A 15,636-nucleotide genomic window follows, 5' to 3' on the forward strand; every position below is an offset into this window, starting at 1 on the left:
CGAACTTGCTATTTTTGCTAAGATACGAACTCGCACGCCCATCGTGATTTCTCGACTCTGAGGCAGAAGTGACCTGGACTCCACTTCCCGTTCCGTGGGCGGTCCAGGCTGTGGACCGGATTCCCAAGCAGCGCTACTACGACGACGAGTTCTACGCGCTCGAGGCCGAGATGTTCTGGCCCCGGGTGTGGCAGATGGCATGTCGGCTCGAAGAGATCCCGTCCCGCGGCGACTTCGTGGAGTACGAGATCCTCGACCAGTCGATCATCGTCGTCCGGCTCGACGACGACACCGTTCGCGCCTACTACAACTCTTGCCGTCATCGCGGCATGAAACTCGTCGAGGGCAGCGGCTCGCGGCGCAGCTTCGTCTGCCCGTTCCACGGATGGTGCTGGGGTCTGGACGGTGCCAACACCTTCGTGTTGCGGCCCGAGGTATTCGACGAAAGCAATCTGGGCGCCGACGATCTCGCGCTCGCCCCGGTCAGGTGTGAGTTGTGGGGCGGCTGCGCGTGGATCAACCTCGACAACAATGCACCGCCGCTACGCGAGTGCATCGAGCCGTTCGCGTCGAAACACGACGAGTGGAAAGTCGATGCGCTGCGCACCGAGTGGTGGAAGTCCTGTCTGCTCCCCGTGAATTGGAAGTTGGCCACGGCGGCATTCATGGAGGGCTACCACGTGCCGCAGACCCATCCGCAACTACTGCCGTCGGCGCATTCCCCGGACCCGACGATCCATCCCCTCATCGAGACGAGCCTGCATTTCATGCGCACACTCGGCTCCGGTATGGGCGGAATGACCCACGAGAACGACGTCCGCATCGCCGAGGGCCTGCAGACCATGTCACTTCCGAGCGACCCGGCCGAAGCGATGGCGACGTGGCGCAGTGCGGTCAACGATGCTGTCACCGCGTGGCACCGCGCCCGCGGCTGCGACTTTCCCGACCTGAATGATCTGGATCGGCGCGGGGTCATCGACCCGATCGGGTTCTGCTTCCCGCACTACTTCATCCTGCCCACCTACAGCAGCGCGTCGTCGTACCGGATCCGCCCGCTTGGTCCTGAGCAGACGCTCTTCGAGATCTGGTCGCTCACCCGCTATCCGGGTGACCGCTCACCGGGGAGACCGACCCCACCAGAGCCGATGGCTCCCGACGATCCGAGCTGGCCGACCATCCCGGCGCAAGACTTCTCCAACCTGCCACGCCAGCAGAAAGGCCTGCACGCCAAGGGATTCGACTTCATGCGACTGTCGAACCAGATCGAAGGACTGATTTCGAACTTCGAGCGCGTCGTCGACGGATTCCTCGCCGGTCTGCCGCACGAGCAGCTGGTGGGGGCAATCCAGAAGACGAACACCACCATTGACGTACCCGTCGCCGACCTGGGGCTGTCCGAGGGCGTCGCGGCATGGTGACGTGGGACAAGTCCGTCGACCTGTTGATCGTGGGCAGCGGCGGGGGAGGGATGGTGGCGGCGCTCGCGACGCTCGATGCCGGACTCGAACCGCTGATCGTCGAAAAGCAGGCTCTGGTGGGTGGGTCGACGGGGCTGTCGGGCGGCATGGTCTGGCTGCCGAACAACCCGTTGATGCGCAGGGACGGCATCCCGGACTCGCACGAGGACGGCCTTGCCTACCTTGCCGACGTCGTCGGCGACATTGGCGCGCCCTCGTCGCCGGAGCGCCGCGAAATGTTCCTCTCGGCGGGCTCCGACATGATCACGTTCCTGCTGCGCAAGGGAGTTCGCCTCGTCCGCTGTCCGGGCTGGAGTGACTACTACCCGAATCACAAGGGCGGCAACGCCGCCGGCCGTGGGGTTGAAGGGATCCCGTTCGATGCGGCCGAGCTCGGAACCTGGAGCGACAAGGTCCAGCCGTCGATGGCCAAGAACTTCGGGTTCGTCGTGTTGACGAACGAACTGCGTTCGGTGCAGTACTTCAACCGTGCGCCGCGCGCGTTCGCCGTCGCGATGCGTGTCTTTCTGCGTACGTGGGCGGCGCGCGTCAGGCGTCGCGAGATGCTCACGAACGGCGCATCGCTGATCGCGCAGATGCTCAAGGCCTTGATCGAACTCGACAACGGCGAACCGCGACTGTGGACCAACGCCGCAATGGAGGATCTCATCGTCGAGGACGGCCGGGTCGTCGGCGCACGCGTCGCGCGCGAGGGTTCGTCGCTGAATGTCGAAGCGCGAAGGGGAGTTCTGCTCGCGGCCGGCGGCTTCGGCCACAACGCCGACATGCGACGCCGCTACAGCGGCGACCAGCCCAATGAAGGCAAGTGGTCGATCGCGAACGCGGGCGACACCGGCGAAGCGCTCGAGATGGCGATGCGCCTTGGCGCCAAGACGGATCTCCTCGACGAAGCCTGGTGGCTGCCATCGGTTTTCATCGCCGACGGCGGAAATGCCGCAAAGTCGCTCGGCTCGGGTCGGCAGCGGCCGGGCGCCATCTACGTCGACGGGACCGGCAGGCGGTTCTGCAACGAGTCCAACTCCTACGTCGAGGTGGGCAAGGCGATGTACGCCAACAAGGCGGTGCCGTGCTGGATGATCTTCGACGATGGCTACGTTCGCAGATATGTTTCGGGCGCCAACCCGCTGAAGCGGCGGTTGCCCGAGGAGCTGATCGATCGCGGCGCCGTTGTGCGGGGCTCTTCGATCAGCGACCTGGCCCGCCAAATCGGCGTTCCCGCAGACGAACTGGAGCACACGGTACAGCGCTTCAACCAGTTCGCGGCCAAGGGCCTCGACCCCGACTTCGGCCGCGGTCAGTCCGCCTACAACGACTGCCTCGGCGACCCGGGGTATCGGCCGAACGCCGCGATCGGCCCGCTTGATCGCGCGCCGTATTACGCGACCAGAGTCTTGCCTGCCGATGTCGGGACGTGCGGGGGAGTGATCACCAACGAGCACGCGCAGGTTCTCGACGAGCAGGACCGCGTGATCGATGGCCTGTACGCCACGGGTAACACCACCGCGACGGTGATGGGCCGAACCTATCCGGGTGCGGGGGCGAGCATTGCCAGCACGATGGTGTTCGGCTACGTCGCATCCCGCCACGCCGCCGGGCGCAAGCTTCCCGGCGAGCCAGGGCGCTGACTGAGCTGACGTTCTAGATAGCCATCCGTTGGTCGTTGGTCCCATGCCAGGCATCGACGGCATCCTGTAGGGACAAGCCGAGCGCGTTACAGAGTCCAATTACCGTGCCGAAGCTCGGGCTGGGCATCCGTCCGACCTCAATCTTGCGCAACGTCTCGGGTGAGATGCCGGCGGTACGCGCGATCATCTCAGGGTCGCGTCCGGCTCGGGCAGTCCTCATCAGCGCGCCGAGGCGTTGCCCGGCTTTCACCTGCTCTGGGCTCAGAGGTACACGGACCATGCCGGTCAGCATAGCCGGTATTTAAGTACCGGGACTGGTACCGTCGCAACGGTATAAGAATACCGATCAAACGAAGGTCGAACATGATCGAACTCAAGACCGTCGACGAGATCAACAAGATGGCGGTCACTGGTGAATTCGTCGCGGAAACGCTGGCGGCCTTGTCGATCGAGGCGCAGCCAGGAGTGAACTTGATGCAGCTCGAGCACCATGCCCGCGCGTTGATCAGCGACCGCGGCGCGACGTCGTGTTATTGGGATTACGCGCCATCGTTCGGTCGTGGTCCATTCCGCAATGTCATCTGTCTGTCCGTCAACGACGCTGTGCTGCACGGCATGCCACGCGACTACGTGCTACGCGATGGCGACGTCTTGAGTCTGGACTTTGCGGTGTCGATCGACGGTTGGGTAGCCGATTCTGCGGTCACGGTCATCGTCGGTGACAGGGCCGACGCCGCTGACAGAGCGCTAGTGGAGTCGACGCAAAGGGCTCTTGCCGCGGGTATCGCCGCAGCGGTGCCCGGCGCTCGACTCGGTGACATCTGCGCTGCCATCGGTGAAGTGGCCACCGACGCGGGATATCGCGTCAATTCCGAATTCGGCGGGCACGGAATAGGTCGCACCATGCACGAGGATCCCCACATTCCCAATCGCGGACGGCATGGGCGCGGATTGCTGCTGCGGCCGGGCATGACGTTCGCGCTTGAACCGTGGTGGGCACGAGGCAGTGATCGTCTGGTTATCGATGCCGACGGCTGGACCCTGCGCTCGGCAGACGGTTCGAACACGGCGCACTCCGAGCACACCATCGCCATCACCGAAACCGGCCCGCGAATACTGACTAAAGCATGATGCGCACAGCAGGCGAAGTGACGTGATGCACCGCGATGCTCCTAGCCACTGGCTCCTTCGTCGTCGCCCTTTCCGACGAAATCCCTTGGCTTCAAACCTGACTGCATGAGCTCGGCTCGCCGGGCCTGCACGTCGGTCGCAGCGCCGACCATGTTGGTCAGGATGTGGCTCACCTGAAGGTGAACACGCATGCCCATCAACTCCCAGGCCCGCTTGACGTTGTTCTTCACCGCCATCAACGTGGTCAGCGGAATCTGGCCGATCTTGCGGGCCATCTCCTCGACGGTCTCCTCGAGATCGTCACGCGGCACCACCTTGTTGAGCAACCCCCACGACAGGGCTTCCTGCGCGGAAAGCGTTGGCGCCAAGAGCAACCAGTCCATGGTGCGATGCCAGTTCATCATCAGCCACGGCTCGATCATGGTGTGGCCGCCCGGCTCGCCGAGGCTCTGCGCCAACGGCATCTGGAAATATGCGTCCTCCGATGCGACGCAGAAATCGGTCAGCAGGCCGAGGTAGATGCCGCCACCCATGCAATAGCCGTGAATCTGCGAAATTGTGGGCTTCGGAAACTCCCACAGGTACAGCGTCGGCCACAAGAACAGGTCGGCGGTTCCCTTGTACAGATCCTCGAAAGTGTTGCCGAAGTCCGGGTAGGGGTTCTCATCAGGACCCCAGCGCGCGACGTGTCCGCCGCAGAAACCCTTCCCATTCGCCTTCAGGATCACGACCTTGATGTCCTTGTCGCGGTCGGCTTCATGAAGGCAGGCGTCGACTTCTTGAACCAGTTGCGCGTCCTTGGTGTTGGCCTTGTCAGGCCGGTTGAGGATGATCCGCGCAATGGGTGGCTCGCGTTCATAGATGACGGATTCGAGGGTGCGCCGCTCCATGCTTATCTCCTACAGAATCGCGCCGCTGTCCTTGGCTTCCGAGATGTCGTCCCAGTCGAGGTCGAGCTCCAGCAGTATTTCTTCGGTGTGCTGTCCATGTTCGGGCGCACGCGCGGGTGGTGGCGGCGTTTCGTCGAATTGCACCGGGGCGGCGACAATCTGGTATGTGGTGCCCTTGTCGTCGACGTTGGCGATCGTGTATCCATTCGGCTCGACCTGCGGGTCGTTCAGGGTCTCCTTCGGCGTCGCCAACGCGGCCCAGACGCCGGGTTCGTCTTCAAGAGCCTTCCGCCAGTGCTCTAGGTCCTGCGATGCGATCGCCTCGCCGACGAGCGCGCACGCCTCGGCGGCGTTGGCGATCAGGTTGCTCGACGGCACAAAACGTTCGTCCGTTGCGAGCTCCGGCAGGCCGATCCGCTCGCAGAAGCCGGCCCAGAACCGATCCGGTTGCAGGAAGACCAACTGCAGCCAACGCCCGTCACGCGTCTTGTAGCGGTTGACCAGCGGATTGATCGCCAGACCCGGCGGCGCGCCCGGAATGCCGTCGATGTCGAACAAGTCGGCCACCGAGATCGACGGGGCGATCGTCCACATCGCCTGCGCTAACAGCGACGAGTCGACGACGGAGGGCTCGCCGGTGCGTTCCCGGTGAAAGAGCGCGGCACACACGCCGCCGGCCAGAGTGATACCGCCTTGCAGATCGCCGAACCCCGGCCCCTGCACAGCGGGAGTCTCTGTGCCGAACGGAGTGAGGGTGTAGGCCACCCCGCCGCGCGAAAGGTATGTGGCGGCGTCGAACCCGCCCTTGTTGGCGTCCGGTCCACGCACTCCGGTGGCGGTGCCGCGAGCGATGATGATGTTCGGGTTGAACGCCCGGATGTCGTCGACGGTCAACCGCGCACGCTCCAACGGGGCGGGCAACCAGTTGGTCAAGAAGACGTCGGCGGTGGCGAGCAGACGGCCGAAGTACTCGCGGCCGGTCTCGGATTTGATGTCGATCGCGATGCTTCGCTTGCCGCGATTGCCCAACTCGAGGATGAAGTCGACGTCGGCGCGGGCGTTTTCGCGAGTGAAGCCGCCGATCACCAGTGCACGGCCGGGATCACCGCCCTTGACGTCCTCTACCTTGATGACGTCCGCGCCCCAATCCGCAAGCGCCGCACCGGCAGACGGCACATATGTCCACGATGCCAGCTCGACGACGCGCACTCCGCGCAACACTTGTGTCATCGCAACGCCCTCCCGACTTCTTGTAGATATCTGTCGGTGCCGCCGAGGAAGGCGCTCCAGCCGAGCAGACGCTTCAGATACAGATGCGCATCGTGTTCCCACGTGTAGCCGATACCGCCGAACACCTGGATGGCCGTGTCGGCGACGGTCGCGAGTTTCCCCGCGAACGCCTTGGCGCGGATGGCGGCGAGGTGGCGTTCCTCGGGCGGTGCGGAATCCGCCGCCCACAGCGCATGCAGGACCCCGCTGCGCGCGAGTTCGACGGTTTCGTACATGTCGACGCAGAGATGCTGGACGGCCTGGAAACTCCCGATGGGTTGATCGAACTGCCGTCGCACTTTGGCGTATGCGACGGCGAGATTCATCACGGCGTTCGCGGCGCCTAGCGCGTCGGCCGCGCCTGCTATCAGCACGTCGTCGATGAGGCCTTCGATATCGTCCGCCGACGCGGACGCCAGCCGCTGCACAGCCACGCCGTCGAAAACGACGTCGAACAGCTTGCGGGTCGGATCGACGTGCGTCCGCTGCGTCACGGACACACCCGCCGAATCCCCGTCGACGGCGAAGAGTCCGGTACTTCCGTCGTCGTCGGCGAGCACGAGCATCACATCGGCCGCCGCCGCGTCCGGCAAGGCCGCGATCTCGCCGCGAAGGACGCCATCCTCGACGACGGGAGGCGGTCCAGTCAGCGGGCCGACCGTGGCCGTCGTGGAGCCGTCGGCGATGCCGGTCAACATGGTCTCGGCAGACATCCGCGTCAGCGCCCGCGTCGCGGCCACAGCGCTTGACATCCACGGTCCCGGGTACAGCGCGGCACCGAGTTCTTCGGCCACGATGCCCGCCTCGACCATGGTCATGCCGGAGCCGCCATACTCCGGCGGGACCAGTACACCCATGGCGCCCAGATCGGCCAACCCCGCCCATACTTCGTCGGTGGTGCCCGTCGGGTCGTCGAGCATCGGCCGCACATGGCTTGCCACACTTGCTTTTTCAGATAGATAGCGTCGCACGGTGTCCCGCAGCGCCATCTGCTCGGTGGTGAGGTCGAGGTTCATCGGCGCGGCAATCCAAGCACTCGCGTTGCGGTGACGCTCTTGTTGATCTGCGTCGTGCCGCCCGCGATCGTCAAAGAGCGCGACGTCAGTCGAGACTCCGACCACCGCCGGTGCCGACCGAGTGGTCCGAGCGCGTCGAACGCCAGAGCGGCAAGGTCTTGGCCGAGTTCGGCCCATACGCTTTTCGCCAGGCTTGCCGACCCGAGCGCGTCGCCGCCGTGCAGCGTCGCCGAGATCGACCGCTGACAGAGCACCTCCAGGTACTTGATGCGCACCGCCAGCTCGCCCAGGCGATGCAGGACTGCGGTGTCTTCGAGCAGCTCGGCGTCTGCCAGGTCGGCGACCAGGTCCTGCAGTTGCATCTCGAGCTGCGCATATAGGCGGGCCGCCCCCGCCCTTTCGTGGCTCAGTGTGGTGGTGGCTACCTGCCATCCACTGTTCAGCGGGCCCAGCAAGGCGTCAGCGGGCACCCGCACGTCGTTGAAGAAGATCTCGGCGAAGTCGGCGGCGCCGTTGAGTGTGACGAGTGGGCGCACTTCGATGCCGGGCAGCGTCATATCGACGATCAGGCACGAGATGCCCTTGTGCTTGGCGGCGTCCGGATCGGTGCGCACGTAGAGCTGGCACCAATCCGCGCGATGCCCCAACGACGTCCAGATCTTCTGCCCGTTGACCACGTATTCGTCGCCGTCAAGCGCGGCGCGGGTGCGCAGGGCGGCGAGGTCAGAACCCGCTTCGGGCTCCGACATGCCCTGACACCAGATGTCGTCGGCGCGGACCATGCGAGGGAGCAGCTCCCGTTTCTGGGTGTCGGTTCCGTACTGCATGATCGCCGGCGCAATGTTGTTCAGCCCGATTACGTTGAGTGGCACCGGTGCTCGCGCCCTGGTGGTTTCCTCGGCATAGGCGAGCTGCTCGAGCACGCTCGCGCCGCGGCCGCCGTACTCCTGCGGCCAGGACACCGCACCCCATCCCGCGTCGGCCACAGCGGCGTCCCATGCACGCAGCGTCTCGAACGTGTCGGGATCACGACCGCGACGGCGCCCGGCGGCCACGACGTCATCGGTCAGGTTCGCCGATAACCATGCGCGCAGCTCCTTACGGAACTGTTCGACCTCCGACGGGTATGAGAAGTCCACGGTGTCCTGTCAACTTGGTTTCTTTTCTATTTTAGTAGATATAGCTAGTCTCGAAGCTACAGTCGGCTCTGTTGCCGCACAACTTCGTGGATGGGCTTTCGATGGCGCGAACCCTGGGCAAGTCAGCCATCGTGGGCGTCGGTTACTCGAAGATCCTCCGAGATAAGGGCATTGACGGGCGGCCGCTGGCAGTACAGGCGTCTCGGGCTGCGATCGCCGACGCCGGCCTTTCCATTCGGGACGTCGACGCGGTGTTCGAATACGCGGGCGACGAGCAAGCCATGGATATCGCCCGCCTGGTGGGCATCGAGAACATGGTGGTCTACGGGGACTACACCCCGCGTGGCCCGTCCGGTCTCGCGGCGGCGATGGGCGCACACATGGCGGTCGTCTCCGGAACATGCGACGTCGCGTTGGTCGTGCGCTCGGTGACCCGGGAGTGGGGTCAGATGAGCGGGCGGGCTTTGCCCAAGGCTGCAGGGCCGTGGCAGTGGGAGTTCCCGTACGGTGCGGCCGGCGGCATCATCCCGGTCATGGGGATGAAGAAGCAGCGGCGCATGGCCACGCTGGGCACGAAAGAGGAAGAGTACGGCTGGATTTCGCTGAACGGTCGGCGGTGGTCATCGCTCAACGAGCGTGCGGTCATGCGGGACATGCTGACCATGGACGACTACCTGAGTTCGCGCTACGTCTCCGAGCCGCTGCGCCTGCTGGACTGCGACTATCCGGTCACCGGCGCCTGCGCGGTCGTCATCACGACGGCCCAACGGGCGGCTGACACGGCGAAAACGCCGGTGTGGATCGATTCCATCGCGATGGGGACCGGGTGGAAGCCCGACTTCACCTACGGTGACGACTTCTTGTTCGGTGGCACGCGGCCGTGCGCCGACACCATGTGGAAGCGCTCGTCGGTGACTGCGGCCGACGTCGATGTCGCACAGCTGTACGACGGATTCACCCATTTGGCGATGGCCTGGGTGGAGGCGATGGGCTTCTGCGGTATCGGCGATTTCGGGGACTGGGTGGACGGCGGCAAGACGATCGGACCCGGCGGCGCGCTGCCGCTGAACACCAGCGGCGGACAGCTCGCCGAAGGCCGACTGCACGGTCTCGGGTTCCTTGCCGAGGCGGTGGCGCAGTTGCGTGGGGAATGCGGCCAGCGCCAGGTGCCCGATGCGCAGGTCGCGGCCGTCGCGAATGGCTTCGGGCCGCAGTGCGGCTCATTGGTGTTGACGGTGTGAGAGGAGACCGGCAATGGGCAGGGTAGCGGGCAAGGTAGCGCTGGTCAGCGGGGCTGCTCGGGGTCAGGGGCGTTCACATGCACGGACGCTCGCAGCGGAGGGTGCCGACATCATCGCGGTCGACATCTGCGCAGACATCGAGACCAACGAGTATCCGCTCGCACGGCCCGAGGATCTCGACGAGACCGCACGGTTGGTCGAGAAGGAAGGCCAGCGGGCGTACACGGAGATCGCGGACGTTCGCGACCGCGCGGCGCTGTCCGCGGCGATCGATCGCGGGGTCGCGGAGTTCGGCCACCTCGACATCGTCGTCGCCAATGCCGGTATCTGCCCGATGACCGCCGGCCTGCCGCCGCAGGCGTTCGTCGACGCCGTCGACGTCGACCTGGTGGGCGTGATGAACCTGATCCACGCGAGCATGAAGCACCTGCACGCCGGCGCGTCGATCATCGCTACGGGGTCGGTGGCCGCGTTCATGGCGACGGCGGTCAACACCAGCGGAATGGACGGCGGCCCGGGCGGTGCGGGCTACGCCTTCGCCAAACAGGTTGTCGCACACTATGTCAACGATCTGGCGCGCACCCTGGCTCCCGAGCAGATCCGGGTGAATGCGGTCCACCCGACGAATGTCAACACCGACATGCTGCACAGTCCGCCGATGTATCGCGCATTTCGGCCGGACCTGCAGAACCCGACGCGCGAGGACGCCGAAGCTGTCTTCCCGGTGATTCAGGGGATGCCGATTCCGTACGTCGAACCCGAGGACATCAGCGAAGCCGTGCTGTTCCTCGCAAGCGACGCCGCACGCTACGTCACCGGCCAACAGCTGCGTGTCGACGCCGGTGGCTTCCTGAAGATCAAGCCGTGGGCGGGGGTGTAAGGATGCCCAAAGGGATCATGTACGTCGAGACGATGCCCGTGTCGCCGGACAAGGAAGCCGAGTACCACAAGTGGTACAACGACACGCATTTGGCACAGATCGTTTCGGTGGACGGGATCGTGTCCGCCCGCCGCTTCGAGCCGGTCGACGGCAACGGTCCGTTCATCGCGATCTACGAGCTTGACTGCGACGACCTCGACGCGGCCGTGCAGCAGCTGGGGGAGCTCGGCGCGAGCGGCAAGATGACGGGGCTGGAAAACCTTGCCATGGAACCGAAGCCGATTCCGCGCGTCTATCGCGAGATCGGTTCGTACGAATCGTGACACCGTCAGCCGAGACCCAGCGGCACATGTATGCGCTGATGGTATTGATGAAGGCGGCCGACGATCGGTTGTCCAAGGGCATCAGCACCGGCGAGTTCATGTGCGTGTACTGGCCGTCGCGCGGCCAGGAGGCGATCGCCGCGGCCATGGGGGTCTCGCTGCGCGATGATGACCAGCTGGTGACGACGTACCGCGGTCTACACGATTTGATCGGCAAAGGCGTTCCGCTAGAAGAGATCTACGGCGAGATGATGGGCCGCACGGTGGGGGCGAGCCGCGGCAAGGGCGGCACCATGCACATCGCCAAACCCGACAAAGGCGTGATGCTCTCGACGGGCATCGTCGGCGCCGGACCACCGGTAGCCGTCGGGCTCGCGATGGCGGCCAAACGCAAGGGCCTCGACCGCGTCACGGTTGTCAGCTTCGGCGACGGCGCGACGAACACCGGCTCGTTCCACGAGGCGGCGAACATGGCTGCGCTGTGGGATCTACCCGTTGTCTTCATGTGCCAGAACAACATGTACGCCGAGATGACACCAACGACGGACACGATGAAGCTCGAGCACGTCGCTGGCCGTGCTGCCGGTTACGGCATGCCTGGCGTGCGCGTCGACGGCAACGATCCACTGGCCGTCGCGGCGGCGCTGGACGAGGCGTTGACCCGGGCACGCCGTGGCGACGGTCCGACCTTCATCGAATGCGTGACGTTCCGCTTCCGCGGTCATTACTTCGGTGACCGCATGCCCTACATCCCGAAAGAGCAACTGGCAGACGCGATGGCCGCTGACCCCGTGCCTCGCTTCCGACGGCAGCTCATCGACACCGGCATGTGCACCGACGATGAGCTGAACAGGATCGACGAAGGTGCGCTCATCTCGGTTCAGGATTCACTGAACGCGGTCCTCAGTGCCGAGCCGCCGTCGATCGACGAGCTCGACCGAGACGTTTACGCGACCCCGATCTCCTACCCGGTCTGAGAGCGACGCACATGAACGAGAAAGAGATGTCGATGCGCGAGGCCCTGAACCTCGCGCTCGACCAGGCGATGGAGGCCGACGACCGCGTCTTCTTACTCGGTGAGGACATCGCCGCCCCGGGCGCCTCCGGCCCAACCGCAGGCCTGTCGACGAAATACGGTCACGACCGCGTGCTGGACACCCCGATCTCCGAGGCGGCCATCGTCGGCGCGGCCATCGGTGCAGCCATCGACGGTCTGCTGCCCGTCGCCGAGATCATGATCATGGACTTCATCGGGATCGCGGCCGACCAGCTGATCAACAACGCGGCCAAGCTGCGGTTCATGACCGCGGGGCGAACGACGGCACCGATCACCGTGCGCACCCAGGTGTACGGCGGGCTCGCCACCGGCGCAACGCATTCCCAGACTCTCGAGGCGTGGTTCATGCACATCCCCGGGATGAAGGTGATCGTCCCGTCGACCCCGCGCGACGGCAAGGGCTTGCTGACGTCGGCGATCTTCGATCCGGATCCCTGCCTGTTCGTCGAAACGATCCGGCTGCAGGGCCAAAAGGGTTTGGTTCCAATCGATCCCGGCTTTGCGATCCCGCTCGGTCAGGCCGACGTCAAACGGCCGGGCACCGACGTCACGCTGATCAGTTACGGGCGCAGTGTGATCGACGCGCTAACCGCCGCGGCGATCCTGGACGAGCAGGGGGTGAGCGCCGAGGTCGTCGACCTACGCACACTCGTGCCACTCGACGTCGACACCATGGTCGAGTCCGTCCGGCGTACCCGACGGGCAGTGGTGGTGCATGACGCCGTCCAATTCGCCGGTCCCGGAGCCGAAATCGTCGCCACCCTGCAAACGGAACTGTTCAGTGAACTGGCAGCACCTATCGAGCGCGTTGGGGCGCGGTTCGTCCCGACGCCCGCCGCACCCGCACTCGAGGCGCAGGTCTACCCGTCGCCGCCACGCATCGTCGCGGCCGCCCAACGGACGCTCGAAAAGGCGGGCGCCCGTGGGTGACTTCCTCATTCGCATCCCGCGGGTCTCGGTGGCCGTATCCGAAGCCGAACTCGTCGAGTTGCTCGTGGCCGACGGCCAGCACGTCGAGGAGGGCACTCCGATCTACGTCATCGCAACGGAGAAGGTGGAACAGGAGATCGAGGCCGGTGCGTCGGGCACCGTCCAATGGACCGGCGAAGTCGGCACCACATACGACATCGGCGTCGAAATCGGCGTCATCAAGTCATAGGAGAGGGAATGGATCTCAACGAGACCCGCGAACGGATCATCTACGAAAAGAACGGTCCCATCGCCAAGATCACGCTCAACTGGCCCGAGAAGGCGAACGCCCAGGACCAGAAACTCGCCGAGGAGGTCGACGCGGCGCTTCTCGATGCAGACCGCGACTACGACATCAAGGTGCTGGTGTTGAAGGCCAACGGCAAGGGTTTCTGCTCGGGTCATGCCATCGGCAACAACGCCACCGACTATCCGGCATTCGTGGAGAACGCCATGGTCACGGGTCACCCGTGGAAGGCGCAGTCCGATCTGTTCGTCAAACCGACACTGAACCTGTGGGAATTCTCCAAGCCCACCATCGCGCAGGTCCACGGCTACTGCGTGGGCGGCGGCACGCACATGGGCCTGACCACCGACATCGTCATCGCCGCCGAGGACGCCTACTTCTCCTACCCGCCGCTGCAGGGGTTCGGTATGCCGTCGGGTGAATGTTCCATCGAGCCTTGGGTGTTCATGAACTGGCGCCGTGCCGCCTACTACCTGTTCACCGCCGAGGTCATCGACGCCAAGAGGGCGCTGGAAGTCGGGTTGGTCAACGAGGTGGTCAAGCGCGAGGAACTCGACGCGCGCGTCGACGCGATCGCACGCCATATCGCCCAGGCCCCGTTGACGACGCTGATGCTTACAAAGGCCAATCTCAAGCGGGCGTGGGAGCTGATGGGCATGCGGGTGCACTGGCAGAGCTCCAACGACCTCGTCGCGCTCGCGTCGATCAGTAAGGATGTGCAAGAGCTGATTCAGCGGGTGTTCAAGGACAAGCTCCTGCCGTCCCAGATGGCGCAACGGCAAGCGGCGGCGTCGACGGACGGCGCCGCAGCCACCTAGGTCAGCCGTGAATATAGCCGACCACGCGGTCAGGGCCGCGCGATCCCCGGCATTGATCGTGCCCGACGGCGACACAATCTCGTACGGCGAGATGTACGCCAGGAGCCAACGGGTAGCCGCCCTGCTGCATGAGGCCGGTCTCCGCCGCGGCGACGGTGTTGCACTGGTGCTGCCGAACCGCCCCGAATTCTTGGAAATCACTTGGGGCTGCCAGCTTTCCGGGCTCTACTACAGCGCGATCAACACCCACTTCACGCCGGACGAGGTGGCTTACGTCATCGACGACTCTGAAGCCAAGGCGGTGTTCCTCGACGCGTCGATGAACACCGCGCAGGCAGGCGCGGACGTCTGCATCACTGTGGGAGGCAGCCGACCGGGGTGGCTGTCGTATCACGAGGCGGTGGCCCGCGCCGGCGAGGCGCCGCCGATTTCGGACGGGACCGAGATGCTCTATTCGTCCGGCACCACAGGCAAACCGAAGGCGGTGCGCAGGCCACTGCCGGAGGACGGCAACGGATCGTGGGGGCAAAAGGTGTTGGAGTACACCCTGACTCACCGCTACGGAATGACCCCATCGAGTGTGTACCTGTCGCCCGCACCGCTGTATCACGCGGCCGGGGTCAACTACACCATGGCGGTTCACCGCGTTGGTGCGGCGGCCATCCTGATGCGCAAGTTCGACGCCGAAGCAGTGCTGCGTCTGATTCAGACGTATCGCGTCACACATGCGCAGTTCGTGCCGACGATGTTCGTGCGGATGCTGAAGTTGCCGGAATCGGTTCGTCGTTCGTATGACGTTTCAAGTCTTCAGTGCGTGATCCACGCCGCTGCTCCGTGCCCGGTCGACGTCAAGCATCGGATGATGGATTGGTTCGGCCCGATAATCCACGAGTATTACGGCGGCACAGAAGGTTTCGCGGGCACAACCATCGACCCGCAGGAATGGCTGGCTCATCCTGGTTCGGTCGGCAAGCCATTCACTGCCGTGCACGTGGTCGGCGAGGACGGATCGGAGCTTGGAGTCGGCGAGTCGGGGAAGTTGTACTTCGAAGGCGGACCCGAATTCGAGTACTTCAAAGATCCCGCCAAAACCGCGTCGGTGTCCAATGAACAGGGTTGGCGATCGCTGGGAGACATGGGATACGTCGACGCCGACGGCTATCTGTACCTGACCGACAGGTCGACGTTCACGATCGTCTCCGGTGGCGTGAACATCTACCCGCAGGAGGCGGAAAACCTCCTGATCATGCATCCCAAACTTGTCGACGCCGCGGTGTTCGGGGTCCCGAACGACGAGTTCGGCGAAGAAGTCAAGGGCGTCGTGCAGCCCGCGCCCGGCGTGGAGCCCGGCGCCGACCTGGCGGCGGAGCTCATCGAGTACTGCCGATCGCACTTGGCCACCTATAAGTGCCCGCGCTCAATCGATTTCGATGCCCAGTTGCCGCGAGATCCGAACGGCAAGCTCTACAAGCGGCGCATCCGCGAACGCTACTGGCAAGGACGGGCATCACGCATCGTGTAACTGCCGCGCGAACGTTCCGTACCGCTCGACT

The 15,636-nt window shown here is 64.7% G+C and carries 16 protein-coding genes; 11 read left to right on the forward strand and 5 right to left on the reverse strand.

From position 1 onward, the window contains the following. Positions 1–68: 68 nt before the first annotated feature. Together ACWW36_RS23380 and ACWW36_RS23385 are read left to right on the forward strand one after the other, a co-directional pair. Positions 69–1,418 carry an aromatic ring-hydroxylating oxygenase subunit alpha gene (locus ACWW36_RS23380; protein WP_456138333.1) on the forward strand — a complete coding sequence of 450 codons (1,350 nt, stop codon included), beginning with the start codon at positions 69–71 and terminating at the stop codon, positions 1,416–1,418. Beyond that, on the forward strand, positions 1,412–3,103 hold the full coding sequence (locus ACWW36_RS23385) for an FAD-binding protein (RefSeq protein WP_456138334.1): 1,692 nt from the start codon (positions 1,412–1,414) through the stop codon (positions 3,101–3,103). The genes ACWW36_RS23380 and ACWW36_RS23385 overlap by 7 nt, the downstream gene beginning before the upstream one ends. A gap of 13 nt (positions 3,104–3,116) precedes the next feature. On the opposite strand, the gene ACWW36_RS23390 is transcribed toward ACWW36_RS23385, so the two are convergent. Next, positions 3,117–3,383: a helix-turn-helix domain-containing protein gene (locus tag ACWW36_RS23390; protein WP_456138335.1), complete on the reverse strand. Its 267-nt coding sequence runs from the start codon at positions 3,381–3,383 to the stop codon at positions 3,117–3,119. An 83-nt stretch (positions 3,384–3,466) separates the two neighbouring features. Here ACWW36_RS23390 and map point away from each other — a divergent pair, with 83 nt between their 5' ends. Continuing rightward, positions 3,467–4,234, forward strand: coding sequence for a type I methionyl aminopeptidase (map, locus tag ACWW36_RS23395; RefSeq protein WP_456138336.1), 768 nt, complete (start codon positions 3,467–3,469; stop codon positions 4,232–4,234). Between the two features lie 41 nt (positions 4,235–4,275). Here the strand turns inward: map and ACWW36_RS23400 are convergent, their stop codons facing one another. From ACWW36_RS23400 to ACWW36_RS23415, 4 genes are read right to left on the reverse strand one after another with little or no spacing between them, the layout of a single operon-like run. Continuing rightward, on the reverse strand, positions 4,276–5,124 hold the full coding sequence (locus ACWW36_RS23400) for an enoyl-CoA hydratase-related protein (RefSeq protein ID WP_456138337.1): 849 nt from the start codon (positions 5,122–5,124) through the stop codon (positions 4,276–4,278). Positions 5,125–5,133: 9 nt separating this feature from the next. Beyond that, a complete protein-coding gene (locus ACWW36_RS23405) occupies positions 5,134–6,354 on the reverse strand; it encodes a CaiB/BaiF CoA transferase family protein (RefSeq protein ID WP_456138338.1) in 1,221 nt (406 codons plus the stop codon). Beyond that, positions 6,351–7,409: an acyl-CoA dehydrogenase family protein gene (locus tag ACWW36_RS23410; RefSeq protein WP_456138339.1), complete on the reverse strand. Its 1,059-nt coding sequence runs from the start codon at positions 7,407–7,409 to the stop codon at positions 6,351–6,353. The genes ACWW36_RS23405 and ACWW36_RS23410 overlap by 4 nt, the downstream gene beginning before the upstream one ends. Beyond that, positions 7,406–8,548 (reverse strand): acyl-CoA dehydrogenase family protein, encoded by a 1,143-nt coding sequence (locus ACWW36_RS23415; protein WP_456138340.1) that lies wholly within the window; start codon positions 8,546–8,548, stop codon positions 7,406–7,408. The genes ACWW36_RS23410 and ACWW36_RS23415 overlap by 4 nt, the downstream gene beginning before the upstream one ends. A gap of 101 nt (positions 8,549–8,649) precedes the next feature. Between ACWW36_RS23415 and ACWW36_RS23420 the strand changes: the two genes are divergently transcribed. From ACWW36_RS23420 to ACWW36_RS23455, 8 genes are read left to right on the forward strand one after another with little or no spacing between them, the layout of a single operon-like run. Beyond that, complete coding sequence (locus ACWW36_RS23420; protein ID WP_456138341.1) at positions 8,650–9,789, forward strand: thiolase family protein; 1,140 nt, start codon at positions 8,650–8,652, stop codon at positions 9,787–9,789. A gap of 13 nt (positions 9,790–9,802) precedes the next feature. Further along, a complete protein-coding gene (locus tag ACWW36_RS23425) occupies positions 9,803–10,669 on the forward strand; it encodes a mycofactocin-coupled SDR family oxidoreductase (protein ID WP_456138342.1) in 867 nt (288 codons plus the stop codon). A 2-nt stretch (positions 10,670–10,671) separates the two neighbouring features. Continuing rightward, the gene (locus tag ACWW36_RS23430; RefSeq protein WP_456138343.1) at positions 10,672–10,992 is read left to right on the forward strand and encodes a hypothetical protein; all 321 of its coding nucleotides are present in this window, start codon (positions 10,672–10,674) and stop codon (positions 10,990–10,992) included. Between the two features lie 26 nt (positions 10,993–11,018). After that, complete coding sequence (locus ACWW36_RS23435) at positions 11,019–11,969, forward strand: thiamine pyrophosphate-dependent dehydrogenase E1 component subunit alpha (RefSeq protein WP_456142596.1); 951 nt, start codon at positions 11,019–11,021, stop codon at positions 11,967–11,969. An 11-nt stretch (positions 11,970–11,980) separates the two neighbouring features. Then, positions 11,981–12,979, forward strand: a complete 999-nt coding sequence (locus tag ACWW36_RS23440) for an alpha-ketoacid dehydrogenase subunit beta (protein WP_456138344.1) — start codon at positions 11,981–11,983, stop codon at positions 12,977–12,979. Further along, positions 12,972–13,208: a biotin/lipoyl-containing protein gene (locus ACWW36_RS23445; RefSeq protein WP_456138345.1), complete on the forward strand. Its 237-nt coding sequence runs from the start codon at positions 12,972–12,974 to the stop codon at positions 13,206–13,208. The genes ACWW36_RS23440 and ACWW36_RS23445 overlap by 8 nt, the downstream gene beginning before the upstream one ends. Before the next feature lie 8 nt (positions 13,209–13,216). After that, complete coding sequence (locus ACWW36_RS23450; protein WP_456138346.1) at positions 13,217–14,083, forward strand: enoyl-CoA hydratase-related protein; 867 nt, start codon at positions 13,217–13,219, stop codon at positions 14,081–14,083. A gap of 7 nt (positions 14,084–14,090) precedes the next feature. Then, positions 14,091–15,605 carry an acyl-CoA synthetase gene (locus ACWW36_RS23455; protein ID WP_456138347.1) on the forward strand — a complete coding sequence of 505 codons (1,515 nt, stop codon included), beginning with the start codon at positions 14,091–14,093 and terminating at the stop codon, positions 15,603–15,605. Positions 15,606–15,636 lie beyond the last annotated feature (31 nt).

The sequence above is a fragment of the Mycobacterium sp. MMS18-G62 genome (assembly GCF_053877835.1).

Coding starts and splice junctions, on each gene's coding strand:
- ACWW36_RS23430 (WP_456138343.1), top strand. CDS start 10,672: ATGCCCAAAGGGATCATGTACGTCGAGACGATGCCCGTGTCGCCGGAC.
- ACWW36_RS23440 (WP_456138344.1), top strand. CDS start 11,981: ATGAACGAGAAAGAGATGTCGATGCGCGAGGCCCTGAACCTCGCGCTC.
- ACWW36_RS23385 (WP_456138334.1), top strand. CDS start 1,412: ATGGTGACGTGGGACAAGTCCGTCGACCTGTTGATCGTGGGCAGCGGC.
- ACWW36_RS23400 (WP_456138337.1), bottom strand. CDS start 5,124: ATGGAGCGGCGCACCCTCGAATCCGTCATCTATGAACGCGAGCCACCC.
- ACWW36_RS23410 (WP_456138339.1), bottom strand. CDS start 7,409: ATGAACCTCGACCTCACCACCGAGCAGATGGCGCTGCGGGACACCGTG.
- ACWW36_RS23450 (WP_456138346.1), top strand. CDS start 13,217: ATGGATCTCAACGAGACCCGCGAACGGATCATCTACGAAAAGAACGGT.
- ACWW36_RS23405 (WP_456138338.1), bottom strand. CDS start 6,354: ATGACACAAGTGTTGCGCGGAGTGCGCGTCGTCGAGCTGGCATCGTGG.
- ACWW36_RS23390 (WP_456138335.1), bottom strand. CDS start 3,383: ATGGTCCGTGTACCTCTGAGCCCAGAGCAGGTGAAAGCCGGGCAACGC.
- ACWW36_RS23425 (WP_456138342.1), top strand. CDS start 9,803: ATGGGCAGGGTAGCGGGCAAGGTAGCGCTGGTCAGCGGGGCTGCTCGG.
- map (WP_456138336.1), top strand. CDS start 3,467: ATGATCGAACTCAAGACCGTCGACGAGATCAACAAGATGGCGGTCACT.
- ACWW36_RS23420 (WP_456138341.1), top strand. CDS start 8,650: ATGGCGCGAACCCTGGGCAAGTCAGCCATCGTGGGCGTCGGTTACTCG.
- ACWW36_RS23435 (WP_456142596.1), top strand. CDS start 11,019: ATGTATGCGCTGATGGTATTGATGAAGGCGGCCGACGATCGGTTGTCC.